This is a genomic window from Micromonospora parastrephiae (assembly GCF_016802865.1).
GTDB classification, from domain to species: domain Bacteria; phylum Actinomycetota; class Actinomycetes; order Mycobacteriales; family Micromonosporaceae; genus Micromonospora; species Micromonospora parastrephiae.
Map to the genome: position 1 here is coordinate 16073 of NZ_JAEVHM010000013.1, position 12926 is coordinate 28998.

At 69.4% G+C, this 12926-nt stretch carries 12 protein-coding genes and 1 pseudogene; 3 read left to right on the forward strand and 10 right to left on the reverse strand.

The annotated features are described in order from the left end of the window. Positions 1-89 precede the first annotated feature (89 nt). From kduD to JNW91_RS05135, 6 genes are all read right to left on the reverse strand, one after another. Positions 90-851 carry a 2-dehydro-3-deoxy-D-gluconate 5-dehydrogenase KduD gene (gene kduD, locus JNW91_RS05110; protein ID WP_203173773.1) on the reverse strand — a complete coding sequence of 254 codons (762 nt, stop codon included), beginning with the start codon at positions 849-851 and terminating at the stop codon, positions 90-92. Then, entirely contained in the window at positions 848-1873 is a 1026-nt protein-coding gene (locus JNW91_RS05115) for a zinc-dependent alcohol dehydrogenase (protein WP_203173774.1), read from the reverse strand. The genes kduD and JNW91_RS05115 overlap by 4 nt, the downstream gene beginning before the upstream one ends. Before the next feature lie 115 nt (positions 1874-1988). Further along, positions 1989-3209: a mandelate racemase/muconate lactonizing enzyme family protein gene (locus JNW91_RS05120; protein ID WP_203173775.1), complete on the reverse strand. Its 1221-nt coding sequence runs from the start codon at positions 3207-3209 to the stop codon at positions 1989-1991. Position 3210: 1 nt separating this feature from the next. Further along, complete coding sequence (locus JNW91_RS05125) at positions 3211-4038, reverse strand: carbohydrate ABC transporter permease (protein ID WP_203173776.1); 828 nt, start codon at positions 4036-4038, stop codon at positions 3211-3213. Then, entirely contained in the window at positions 4038-5015 is a 978-nt protein-coding gene (locus tag JNW91_RS05130; protein WP_203173777.1) for a carbohydrate ABC transporter permease, read from the reverse strand. Before JNW91_RS05130 ends, JNW91_RS05125 begins: the two co-directional genes overlap by 1 nt. A 4-nt stretch (positions 5016-5019) precedes the next feature. After that, entirely contained in the window at positions 5020-6285 is a 1266-nt protein-coding gene (locus tag JNW91_RS05135) for an ABC transporter substrate-binding protein (RefSeq protein ID WP_203173778.1), read from the reverse strand. Between the two features lie 146 nt (positions 6286-6431). On the opposite strand from JNW91_RS05135, the gene JNW91_RS05140 reads away from it, so the two are divergent. After that, entirely contained in the window at positions 6432-7202 is a 771-nt protein-coding gene (locus tag JNW91_RS05140) for a FadR/GntR family transcriptional regulator (protein WP_203173779.1), read from the forward strand. A 73-nt stretch (positions 7203-7275) separates the two neighbouring features. On the opposite strand, the gene JNW91_RS05145 is transcribed toward JNW91_RS05140, so the two are convergent. Then, entirely contained in the window at positions 7276-8661 is a 1386-nt protein-coding gene (locus JNW91_RS05145; protein WP_203173780.1) for an RICIN domain-containing protein, read from the reverse strand. Between the two features lie 337 nt (positions 8662-8998). Between JNW91_RS05145 and JNW91_RS05150 the strand changes: the two genes are divergently transcribed. After that, on the forward strand, positions 8999-9331 hold the full coding sequence (locus JNW91_RS05150; RefSeq protein WP_203173781.1) for an L-rhamnose mutarotase: 333 nt from the start codon (positions 8999-9001) through the stop codon (positions 9329-9331). Between the two features lie 20 nt (positions 9332-9351). Here the strand turns inward: JNW91_RS05150 and JNW91_RS05155 are convergent, their stop codons facing one another. The 3 genes from JNW91_RS05155 to JNW91_RS05165 form a co-directional block, all read right to left on the reverse strand. Then, a complete protein-coding gene (locus JNW91_RS05155) occupies positions 9352-9981 on the reverse strand; it encodes a VOC family protein (protein WP_238424388.1) in 630 nt (209 codons plus the stop codon). 87 nt (positions 9982-10068) lie between these two features. Beyond that, positions 10069-11259: an MFS transporter gene (locus JNW91_RS05160; protein ID WP_203173782.1), complete on the reverse strand. Its 1191-nt coding sequence runs from the start codon at positions 11257-11259 to the stop codon at positions 10069-10071. A gap of 99 nt (positions 11260-11358) precedes the next feature. Further along, entirely contained in the window at positions 11359-11850 is a 492-nt protein-coding gene (locus tag JNW91_RS05165; RefSeq protein ID WP_203173783.1) for a MarR family winged helix-turn-helix transcriptional regulator, read from the reverse strand. A gap of 108 nt (positions 11851-11958) precedes the next feature. On the opposite strand from JNW91_RS05165, the pseudogene JNW91_RS31875 reads away from it, so the two are divergent. Beyond that, positions 11959-12801, forward strand: a pseudogene (locus tag JNW91_RS31875) (LLM class flavin-dependent oxidoreductase); the annotation flags it as partial. Positions 12802-12926: the final 125 nt, after the last annotated feature.

Here is a 12926-nt window from a genome sequence, read left to right on the forward strand (position 1 = left end):
ACCGGGGCGTCACCGTCTGCGGCAGGGTGACGTCGAGGCCGGTCCCGGTCGAACGTGGTCGGCGGACCGCCCGGGTGTCTGCCCGTTCGTCATCGGCCGAGCCAGCCGCCGTCGACGGGCAGGACGATTCCGTTCACGTAGTCCGAGGCGGCCGACGCCAGGAACACCGTGGCGCCGCCGAGATCGTCCGCGCGACCCCACCGGCCCGCCGGGATCCGGGCGAGGATCGCCGGTTCGCGGTCCGGGTCGTCACGCAGCGCCTGGGTGTTGTCGGTGGCGATGTAGCCGGGGGCGATGGCGTTGACGTTCACCCCGTGGCCCGCCCACTCGTTCGCCAGCGCCCGGGTGAGCCCGGCCACGCCCGACTTCGACGCCGCGTAACCGGGAACGGTGATGCCGCCCTGGAAACTCAGCAGCGACGCGGTGAAGATGATCTTCCCATGGCCGCGCTCGACCATCGTCCGGCCGATTTCCCGGCTCAGCACGAACTGGCTGCTCAGGTTGACCTCGATCACGTGGTCCCACATCTGGTCCGGGTGGTCGACGGCAGGGGTGCGGGCGATCGTGCCGCCGTTGTTCACCAGGATGTCGATGGGCCCGAGTGCGGTGACGTCCCGGGCCAACCGGTGCACGGCCGCCCGGTCGGCGAGATCGGCCCGCAGCGCGGTGAACCGACGGCCGGCGGCACGCACCCGGCGTTCGACCTCACTCCCGTCCGCTTCGAGCTGAGCGGAGACGCCGACGATGTCGGCACCGGCCAGGGCCAGCGCCTCGGCCATCGCGAGGCCGATTCCGCGCCGGGCCCCGGTCACGACGGCGGTCCGCCCGGTCAGGTCGAACAGGGTCGTCATCGGTTGCCCTCCCGCAGATCGAGCAGCACCTTCATCACGCCGCCGCCCTCCAGCGCCGTGAACGCGGCGGCGGCCGCCTCGACGGGCTCGACCCGGGAGATGAGCTGCCGCGCCGGGATGACGCCGGAGGCGACCAGGCCGATCGCCTCCACCATGTCGTCGCGCTGGTAGAGACGGGCACCGAGGAGCTCCAGTTCGCGCCAGAAGAACCGGTGCAGGTTGACCTCGCGGGGCTGAGGGTGGATCGCCACCATCACCAGTCGGCCCCGGGTGGTCAGGACGTCGACCGCCGTGGCGACACCGGCGGCTGAGCCGGAGACCTCGAAGGCGACGTCGGCGCCCGCGCCGTCGGTCCGGTCGTCGACCAGCGCCACGACGTCGGTCGTTCCCGGATCGACGGCCTCGACCCCGATGCTGGCCGCGACGTCGCGGCGGAACGGGTCCGGTTCGACGAGGAGCACGCGCGCGCCACGGTTTTGCGCGACGGTGGCGATGAGGACCCCGACGGGTCCACCGCCGACCACGACCACCTGGTCGTCGGCGGTCACGTTCCCCCGCCGGACGTCGTGCACCGCGACCGCGACCGGCTCGATGAGCGCCGCGTGGTCCAGCGGCAGTTCCGGGGGTAGCGGCAGGACCAGCTCCGTCGGCACGGTCCACGAGGACTGCATGGCGCCTGGTGAGTCGATGCCGAGGAAGTTCATGGCGTGGCAGATGTGGGAGAGCCCGCGCCGGCAGGCGGCGCACCGTCCGCACGGTCGGGTCGGCATCACGGTGACGGCCTGGCCGAGGGCCCAGCCGTTGGCGTCCTCGCCGACGGCCGCGATCCGCCCGGACATCTCGTGTCCGATGATCGCCGAAGCGCCGACCCGCGCGTCCATGTCTCCGTGGAAGATGTGCAGGTCGGTGCCGCAGATCCCGGTGTAGGCCACCTCGATACGCACCTGGCCGGGACCCGGTGCCTCCGGGTCGCGTTCCTCGACCCGGAGGTGCCGCGCTCCCTGGTAGACGACTGCTCTCATCGATCCTCCGTCTCGGCGGTCGGTACGTCGTTCGCCCCGACCGGGCATGGTCGTGGGTGCACCGCCGTGGCGGTGCACCCACGCTCCCCTGTGTTGGTGGTCAGCTCACGCCTTGTCAGTGGCGTGCGGTGGAGGACACCTCGTTGTGCGAGTTGAGCGGCACCACGGGGACCTTCCGGGCGGAGATGCCGTCGACGCCGGCCAGCAGCCGCCGTCCGGCCCGCTCCGGCCGGACGTTGGGGCTGTCGGCCGTCTGCGCCTGCGGCCGGCGGTTGGCCGTCCGGATCCGCTCCTCGTCGACCCGGACACCCAGCCCGGGCGAGTCGCCGAGGACGAACGCGCCATCCTCGACGTGCAGGTCGACGGAGACGCCGACCGGTGGGCGCAGGTCCTGTAGTTCGCTGGTCAGGTGGTTCGGCACCGACGTCGCCGCGTGCAGCAGCCCGACCGGGCTGTTGCCGATCGGGCTGACCGGCAGGTCGTAGGCATGCGCCAGGGCCGATGCCCGCAGGAAGTGGGTGACCCCCCAGACGGCCGCCATCTGGACGATGTCGACCGCGCCGGCGGTGATCAGCGGACGGTACTGTTCGAGACCGGTGAGATTCTCCCCGGTGGCGACCGACGCGCACACTCCTCGGCTGACCGCCGCGAGGCCCTCGGCGTCCCAGCGCCGGACCGGCTCCTCGATCCAGATGAGGTCCAGGGTGCGTTCCAGTTCGCAGACGTGCCGGACGGCCTGCTTGCGGGTCCACGCCTCGTTCACGTCGAGCATCAGACCCGGCCGCCGGCCGTTCCCGGCCTCGGTCAGCACGTCTCTGACCAGACCGAGGCGGTGCCGGTCGCGCTCGATGTCGAGGCCGCCCTTGAGCTTCGCGGCCCGCAGGCCGTGACTGGCGTAGACCTCGTACTCCGCGACGAGTTCGTCGTCGGTCAGCCCGATGTCCAGGCCGGACGCGTAGGCGGGAACCCGTCGGTCACTTCCGCCCAGCAGCCGCCACAGCGGCTCGCCGGCAGCCTGCGCCTTGATGTCCCACAGTGCGGTGTCCAGGGCGCCGATGGTGCCGAACACCGGGCCCGCGTGGCCCGCCTTGAAGGTGTGCCGCAACATGCGGTCGTACAGGGTCGTCACGGCGCGGGGGTCTTCGCCCTCGATCGCTGCGAAGATCCGCTCGATCTCGACGTGCGGCCCGAGGCCGACTCCCGAGATGCCCTCGTCGGTATCGACCACGACGATCGAGACCGGAACCACCCCGTCGGCGAACACCCCGTTGGCATCGCCGACGGGCCGCCCCCATTCCTGGACCGTGGTGAGCGTCCGATATCCCGTGATCCGCATGTCAACCCTTCGTGGAACCGGCGGCGACGCCGTCGGCGATTTGGCGCTGGAGGAACAGGTAGACCAACAAGACAGGTATGGCGGCGATCAGCACCCCGGAGGCGAAGGTGGGGATGTTGTCGGAGTACTGGCCCCGCAACGAGGTCACACCGATCATGAGCGTCCGGTGATCGGCCGAAGGCATCATCACCAGCGCCATGAGGACGTCGTTCCAGCAGAACAGGGTGTTGAGGATGCCCACCGACAGCAGCGCCGGGGTTCCCAGGGGCAACATGATCCGCCGGTACACGCCGTACACCGTGTTGCCGTCGATCCGGGCGGCGTCGACGATCTCCGGCGGGATGCCCCTGTAGTAGCTCGTCATCAGGAAGACGGTGAAGGGCAGGAACTGGGCCACGTAGACCAGGACCAGACCGGGGTACGTGTCGATGAGCGCGGTGTCGGCCATGATCCGGGAAAGCGGCACCATGATCACCTGGAACGGGATGAAGAGTCCCGCGAGGCAGCCCAGGAACAACGCCGACGAGCCGCGGAACCGCAACTGGCTCAGGGCGAAGCCGGCCATCGACCCGAGCAGCAGCAGCAGGACCACCGACGACGTCACCACGAGCAGCGAGTTGACGAAGTAGCGGCCCATGCCGACGCTGTTCCAGGCCGTGTCGATGTTCTCCCAGCGCAGGGCGTCGGTCACAGAGAACCGGTCGAGGATGTAGTCCCGGCGCGTCTTCATCGCGACGTTGGCGGTGAACAGCAGGGGGTAGATCGTCGCCAGAGCGAGCAGCGACATGGGGATGGCGACCAGCCACCGTCCCAGGCGGAGGCGAGACATCAGTCCTCCTTCCCGGATCGTTCGAGCAGCTTGATTTGCAACAACCCGACGACGAGCATGATCACGAAGAGGATCGTCGACGCGGCGGACGCGAGAGCCGGACGGTTCATCTGGCCCTGCTGGATCCAGATGTAGTACTCCGGCAGGTACGTCGACCCCTCCGGTCCACCGCTGGTCATGACGAAGAGCAGCCCGAACATCGAGGTCAGCATCCCGATCATCGTGGTCACGAAGACGAACTGGATGGTGCGCGAGAGACTCGGGACGATCACATGCCGGATGACCTGGGGCAACGACGCCCCGTCCACCCGGGCGGCGTCGAGAAGCGCGGCGTCGAGAGTGGCGAACCCGGCGAGGAACACCACCAGTGCCATGCCGAAGGTGGCCCAGATGTGCACACCGACCACCATGAACTTCGCGATGTCCGAGTCACCGAGCCAGTCCACCGGGCCGACGCCGACCGCCCCGAGGACGGCGTTGAGGGGGCCGTCGAAGGCGAGCAGCAGGTTGAAGATCGCACCGACGATGACCGGGGAGAGCACCGCGGGGAAGAAGTAGACGCTGCGGTAGAAGCGGTGGCCGGGCACCCGCAGGTAGATGAACGTGGCCAGCAGACCGGGAATCGCCACCGCCACCGGCAGCAGCAGCACCAGCAGTCCGACGTTGCTCAGCGCGGTCCGGAACAGCGGGTCGGCGAACAGCTCGCGGTAGTTGTCGAACCCGACCGCCGTCCCGTTCTGCTCACCGTCGCCGGTGAAGGAGAAGTTGACGCCGAGGAGCAACGGGTAGAGCCGCAGCAGCACGATGATCAGAACGGCCGGAGCGACCAGGACGTAGGGGGCGAGGCGTTCGGCCCGCAGACCGCCGCCGGCGCGACGGAGATGACCACCGTCCCGCGCCGACGAGGTGACCGCCACCCCGCCGGTCCGTCCGGCCTGAGCCGGACGGACCGACGGCTGCGTGTTTCCGATCGGCACGTGCTCAGCCCGCCTGGTCGGAGGTGGCCAGCTGCTTCACCACCTCGTCGACGGTGATCGACCCGCTGAGCAGTTGCTGGGAGAGCCGCCCCATCAGGTCCAGCGTCTTCGAGGACAGCGCCACGTGCAGTGCGGGCTTACCGCTCTTGATCTCGGAGACGATCGTGGTCACGGCCGGGCCGCCCTGCGACACGTCGATCGTGGTGTCGGCGGCGATCGCGCCGGCATCGGCGTAGAAGGCCTTCAGCGCGTCGGTCGAGGTCAGGGAACGCACCAGGTCGGCGGCCACCTTCGGGTCCTTCGTCCACTTGGCGACCCCGTAGCCGATGCCACCGTCGAAGGGCAGACTCGGGGTGGTGCCGGCGGTGACGACCGGAGCGTCCATGACGCCGAGCTTCTCGGCGGTCAGGAACTCGGTGAAGTCCTGCCAGTGACCCACGTCCGACATCAGACCCATGACGTGGGCGGCCTTGCCGGACTGGAAGATGGCGAAGGAGTCGTTGAACATCGCGGTCGAGTTGGCCCCGTCGCTGTTCATACCCGCGTCGCCGGCCTCCTTCCAGAGCTGGAAGATCCGCTTGACGTTGGGCGAGTTCCAGTCGCGCTTCCCGGCGACCCAGTCGTCGTACTCCTGCGCGGTGAGGGTGGCCGACGCCATGATCGAGAGCCAGAACTGGATGCCGACGCCCTCCTTGTTGCCGAGGGCGAAGCATTTCGCGCCGGCCTTGGCGATGGCGGCGCAGTCGGTGACGAACTCGTTCCACGTCCTGGCCGGGTTCGCCGGGTCGAGACCGGCCTTCCGGTAGAGCTCCTTGTTGTAGTAGATGGGGTGACCCTGCAACGTCACCGGGCCGGCGTAGACCTTGCCGTCCTTGGTGAACGCGTCCCAACCGGCCAGCCGCTGCCTGTCGTCGGCCACGTAGTCGTCGAGCGGCACGAGCGCGTCCACCCGGTCGCGGATCTGGCCACCGCCGTTGAACAGCATGACGTCCGGGCCCTTGCCGGACTGGATCGCCGCACCGAGCAACGTGTAGTACTGGTCGAAGGGCTGCGCGACGAACTCAACCGCCACGTCGGGGTGCTTCTTCTTGAAGTCGGCCTTCGCCTTCTCCAGGTACGATGCGGCGAAAGCCTCGCCGGACTTCCAGTCCCACACCACCAGCTTGCCGTCCGAGCCGCCCGAGGACGAACCCGAGCCGGTGGCACTTCCACAGCCGGCCAGGGCCAGTCCCACGACGAGGGCGGCCGACCACATTGCTCGCTGTCTCATCAGTTGTCACCTCAGAAAGTGGGGTGGCCCGACGGACACCGCCGCGCCAACATTAATCGGAACGTAACTCGTATGACGTGTGGCGTCAATACTCAGCCGTACACTGAGCCGCACGTCGTGCCACGGCGAGTCATTCGGAGGGGGACATGACGCCAGCGCAGGAGACAGCCCTGAACAATCCGGTGACCCCGGCGTGGGTACGTCGACCGGCCAACCTCGCCACGGCGGTCACCGCCGAACTGGTCGAACGCATCGTCCGAGGCGTGCATCCGTCCGGAACGTCGCTGCCCCCCGAGCCCGTCCTCTGCGAAACCTTCTCGGTGAGTCGGACCGTCGTACGAGAGGCGGTGAAGATCCTTCAGGAGAAGGGGCTGGTGCAGGTCCGCCAGGGCGCCGGCACCATGGTCACCCAACCGTCGAGCTGGGACATGCTCGACGAGCTGGTCCTCGCCGCCACCATCGCCGAGGACGACAGCCTCGCCATCCTCGACGACCTCGTCGTCACCCGCCGGGTGCTGGAGTCGGACATGGCGAACGTCGCCGCCCGCCTGGCCGACGCCGACACCATCGACCGGCTGCGCGCCCTGGTGGACCGGATGGACGAGCTCGTCGACGACCACGTCACCTACCACGAACACGACCGGGCCTTCCACGACACCGTCATGCAGGCGTCCGGTAACCGCATCGCCCGCGGCGTCGTACGGGCGCTGGAGAGCCAGGTCATCAACACCGCCCGCTACATGGGCCGGACCGAACGCTCCCTGTGCGTGGCGTCCAACAAGGGCCACCGGCGCATCTACGAGCGCATCGCCGCCCACGACCAGGACGGCGCCGCCGAAGCGATGTTCACCCACATCACCGAGGCGTGGCTGGTCCGGCGCAGCGGTTCGGGCAAGCCCGTCCGCCTGCAACGCTGACCGTCCCGGACGACAGAGCGGCGCCCACCCCCGACACGCGGGAGCGGGCGCCGCCACCTGACGCCGGGCGACGTCACGAGAACTGCGAGAAGAACTTCCAGATCTCACCCTTGGTCCAGGTCGTGATGCCGCTCTCGGCGTAGGTGCCGTCCACCGGTCCGGGCATGTGGCCGTTGTCGTACGCGGCCCACTGCACGGGGTAGCCGGCCCTGCAGCCGGAGTAGGTGGTCGTGATGTGCGTGCGGCTGCCCGCCGCCGGCTCGGGCGGGTTCTGGGCGGCGCAACCGTTGTTCCGGACGAACGTGTCGCGCAACGACCGCCCCTGGGAGATGTTCAGGACGTTGTCCGAGATGCCGTGCAGCCCGAAGTACGCGATGGGCTGCGTACCGCCGCTGCACCCGCTGATCTGCCCGCCGGAGATGACCGCGACGGCCCGGAAGACGTTGGCCCGCGCGCAGGCGATGGCGTAGCTCATGCCGCCACCCCAGCTGAATCCGAGCGCGAACCGCTGCCGCGGGTTGACGCAGAGGTCGCTCTCGATCCGGCTGATCATGTCATCCACGAAGGTGATGTCCTCACCTCCGGCGTTGCCCCAGCCGTTGCCGAACCCCTGGGGCGCGACCAGGATCGCGGTGTTGTTCGACTGCTCCTGCTGCCCGTAGTAGGACCAGGCGGTCCCGCTGGTGCCGCCGGAGGAGATGTCCTGCATGGTGCCGCCCCGCCAGTGGAAGGCGAAGATCAGCCGGTAGGGGTTGCTGCTGTTGTAGTTGGCGGGCACCCGCAGGATGAAGGACCGGCTCTTGCCGTTGCTCTGGATCGTGTGCGTGCCGCTGGACAGCGTCGGCGCCTTGCCGCATCCACTACCACCCGACGGCGGCGGGTTGCCACCGTCGGTCCGGACGAGCTGCCACTGCTGGTTGGTGCCGTTGAGGTCGGCGTACTGCACGATGTTGCCACCGTCGGCTGTGGAGGCGCCCTGCACCTCCACGACCTTGCCGCTGTGCCGGCTGACCAGCCGGACATGTCCACCGTCGGAGTCGGCCAGCCGGAACTGCTGGTTCGTGCCGTTGAGGTCGGACCACTGCACGATCGCGCCGCCGTCGGCGGTGGAGAAGTTGCTCACGTCGAGGACCTTGCCCGAGTGGCGAGACTTCAGCCGGTAGTAGCCGCCGCCCGAGTCCACGAACTGCCACTGCTGGTTCGCGCCGTTGTTGCGCGTCCACTGGCTGATCCGCGCGCCGTCGTTGGTGGCCGAACCGTACAGGTCCAACGCCTTGCCGCTGTTGCGGTTCACCAGGACGTACCAGGCGTTGGTGTCCACGGTCGCCGCCGCTGCGGGCGCCGCTTCCACGGCGACGAGCAGGCCGGCGGTCATGACCGCGGCCGCCGCCCCGGCCAACGTCGACCGCCAGCGGCGTCTTGGTGAAGAGGCGGGACGAGCCTCACCGATGGCCTTCATGGTGCACTCCTTCAGTCGGGGTCACCCACGGGCGGAACGCACGCGCGTGCCCTGGCGTGTGTGCGGGCGTCCGGTGGTGGCGTCAGCACTTGGGGGTGTGATGCGGGCGGGATGCGCCAGGCCCGTTGAAGCGCTGCGGCGTATCCGGCTCCCGGCGGCCCACGCGACCCGCGAGTCAGAAGTTAGCGCTCACAACGTCATACGTCAAACGAATGTTGTCAATACGCTCGCAGCTGACTCGACGGTCCCCCGACGGGTCGGTATGGTCGCGGCGGCCAGACCGGACGCGTGCTCGCGCGTCCCGGTACCCGACGGTCCACTATCGCGGAGGCGTGAGATGCGACGACACGCAATGGTCATCCGGCTCCGACCGGAGCACCGGGAAACCTACCTCCGGCTGCACGCCGCCGTCTGGCCCGCCGTCGAGGAGACGCTGCGGCAGGCGAACATGCGCAACTTCACCATCTTCCTCCACGACGACCTGCTGTTCGGCTACTACGAGTACGTGGGCGACGACCACGCCGCCGACCAGGCTCGCATCGCCGCCGACCCGCAGACGCAGGAGTGGTGGAAGTTGACCGAGCCGTGCCAGGAGTCGCTGGCCCCGGAGGGAAGCGACGACTGGTGGGTTCCCCTTCCGGAGGTCTGGCACCTCGCCGACAAGGGCTGAGGTCGCCGCTTCGGCACGGGTCACTCGGGCGGCTGCGCCCCCGACTGCTCGCTCACCATGTACGTCGCGTACCAGTCGGGCCAGTTCTCGTCCCTCGTACCGGTGCGCTTCTCGTGCTCGCCGTGGGCGTCGGCCGCGCGGCGCAGCGCGCTCGCCAGGTCGCTGTCGGAGGCGAACGACGTCAGGCCTCCCTCGACGCGGCCGGGAAGCCTGGTGGTGATCTCCTGCAGGAGCCAGGTGTTGCCATCCGGGTCGCGGAAGGTGGCGCGCGAGAAGTAGCTGCGGCGCTCGGGATCCGGCCCGTCGACCGGCCCGTTCGGGCTGACGTGGAAGACACCGCTCACCTCGACGCCGACCGAGACCAGGGCGGCGCGGGCCGCCTCGACGTCGGACACGACCAGGTACGCCGTCGCCGAACCGGCTGGCGCGGACGTGAGCTGCGAGCCGAACTGCACCGAGCACGCGGAGCCGTGCGGCGTGAACTGGACGATGCCGGGCGGTGTCTGGTCGAGTCGCCACCCGAGGCTCTCGTAGAACCTCTTGGCGCGCTCGACGTCCGACACGGGGATGACGACCACCTCGAGTTTCACGTCGAGGCTTCCGAGGCTCGACATCCCACTCGCGTCGCCCTGTGCGGCCTTCGGGCTCATCGCGGCCTCCTGGAGTGAGTGCGGGCGCCGCCGTCGGCGATCACCACGCTACTGGTTGCGTCCGGGTCACGTTGCTGGTTCACGGCATCACCGGGACGCCGCTCTCGTCGCCCGGCGCACCCCGAACAGGGCGACGAGGGCGAGGAGGATGACGGCGACGGAGTACTCGTCGGTGGTGCGGGGCAGGCCGCCGGCGTAGACCACGAGGAAGCCGGCGATCACGGTGGGAAGGCCGAGCCCGACGTAGCAGACGACGTAGAGCAGGGACAGCACGCTGGCGCGTTCGTGCGCCGCGACCAGCGGCATGATCGTCTTGAGGCTGCCCTGGAAACCGCCGCCGAAGCCGACGCCGCCGAGCGCGAGGCCGACGAAGAACCCGGGGACGGACTGGGCCATGACCGACACCAGTGTGACGACCATGCCCAGGATGAGAGCGCCGATGCCGGTCAGGATCACCGTCCGCGCGGCGGTGTTCCGCAGCAACAGAACGGCGATCGAGCCGAAGACGGCGAAGACGAAGAGAACCAGCCCGGCGACCACTATCGACGTGTTCATGAGGCTGCGTACGAGCGCCGGACCGAGCGCCCCGAAGAAGCCGGCCAGCGCCCAGACCGCGAACAGCACCGGAACGACGACCAGGACCGGCTCGCGGACCGAGCGGGGCAGCGTGATCTCCGGACGCAGACTTCGGCGCGCGCCGGCCATCGGCGTGACCGTCTCCGGCATCAGCGCGACCCCGGCGGCCTGGACCAGCAGGATCACCAGAAGGACGACGTACACCAGCCGCGTCGGCGCGGGCAGGAACTGGATGAGCAGCGCCGAGAGCAACGCGCCGCTGCCGGTCCCGAGGCCGGGCGCGATCGAGTTCGCGAGCGTGCCGCGGGCGCGGTCGATGTCGAGCATGGCCGCGCCGACGGCGCCCGTGGCGGCACCGGCCGCCAGTCCCTGCACGAGGCGGGCGGCCAGCAGCGCGGGTACGCCGTTGGCGAAGACGAAGACCACGAGCGAGAGCATCTGCACGGCGATCGCGACGGCCAGGACCGGACGCCGGCCGACATGATCGGACAACTTGCCGAAGGTGAGCAGCGAGGCCAGCACCGCGAGCGCGTAGACGGCGAACACCACGGTGGTCGTGACCGGAGAGAAGTGCCAGCGCTCCTGGTAGATCCCGTAGAGCGGGGTCGGGGCCGCCGACGCGGCCAGGAACGACACGAGGATCGACGCGAGCAGCACCAGGGAGACCTTCGGCGAGAGTCGTGCCCGCCCCGCGAGAGACATGTCGGTGCTCCTCGGTTGCGCTGCAAGCGTCGGCTGTAGGGCCGCAGCGGCGTACCCGGTGCGCCGCGTCGCATGCCGGCGCGACGGCCCCGCGCGACCTCACTCGTCGCGCCGCGTCCCGAGGTGCTCGCGCAGCGCCGCCGCGATCTCGCCGGCCGCGCGGAGTTGGTCCGGCGTGAGAGCGTCGACGAACAACTCCCGGATGGCGCGCAGGTGCGGGAAGGTGGACTGCCGGAACGCGTCCGCCCCGGCCGGGGTGAGGAGCACCTCCGCCCCGCGGGGAACGGTGGGGCACTCCCGGCGGCGGATGAGCCCACGCCGCTCCATCCGACCCAAATGGTGGGAGAGCCGGCTGCGCTCCCACCCGATGTGTGCCGCGAGTACGGAGGAGCGCATCTGCCGGCCCTGCGCCTCACTGAGGGCGAGCAGCACGGCGTAGTCCCCCGGCGAGAGCGAGGAGTCGGCCTGCAGCCGGGAGGCGACCTGGGAGTTGAGGGCTTCCGTCGTCTCGACGAAATCCCGCCAGATCCGTAGCTCCTCCGTGGTCGGCAGCTGGCGTCCTCTCCGCCGCTCGGGTGTGGCGCTGGTCATCTCGGTCTCCAGGGAATTGACGTGTCAATCGGGAGGTTAGCATCATTGACACGTCAACAGGGAGGACCTCTTCCCACGGGTCACCGGCGCCAGCGCCGAGGAGGAGACATGACGGCTCAAGGCTTCGAACTGGGGCTGAACTCGTTCGGGGAGGTGGCCACCGACGGCGACCGGACCCTGACCGACGCCGAGACGGTACGACTGCTCGTCGAGGAGGCCCGGCTCGCGGAGTCGGTCGGGCTCGACGTGTTCAGCCTGGGTGAGCACTACCGGGAGGGCCACAACGACTCGGCGACACCGGTACTGCTCGCGGCGATGGCGACGGCGACCGACCGGATCCGCCTCGGCACCTCGGTCACGGTGCTCAGCACCAACGATCCGGTACGGCTCTACCACGAGTTCGCCACCCTCGACGCGGTGTCCGACGGTCGGGCCCAGCTCGTTCTCGGGCGGGCGTCGGCCACCGAGTCGTTCCCGCTGTTCGGCTACGACCTGGCGGAGTACGAGCGGTTGTTCGAGGAGAAGCTCGACCTGTTCGTCCGGCTCCAGCGGGACGAAAAGGTCACCTGGTCCGGGACGGTACGAAGTCCTCTCGTCGAGCAGCGACTGCATCCGCGAATGCGGCCGGGCGGCATCCCGACGTGGATCGGCGTCGGCGGGAGCCCGAACTCGGTGGTCCGCGCCGCCCGTTACGGGCTTCCGCTCATGCTCGCGATCATCGGCGGGCGTCCGCAGCGGTTCGCCGGCCACGTCGACCTCTACCTCCAGGCGCTCAAGCAGTTCGGCAACCCCGTGCAACCGATCGGGCAGCACTCACTCGGCCTAGTGGCGGACACCGACGAGGAGGCGGTGGAAACATGGTGGCGGTACTGGCAGCCGACCGTGGCGCGGCTCGCCGAGGAGCGCGGCTTCTACAAGCCGGACCGCGCACGCTACGAGGCCGAGATCGACCACGGAGCGCTGTTCGTCGGGTCCCCGGAAACGGTCGCACGGAAGATCGCCACCGTGGCCCGCGATCTGCGGCTGAGTCGATTCGACCTCAAGTACGACATCATGCACCTGCTCGCGAGGCACGC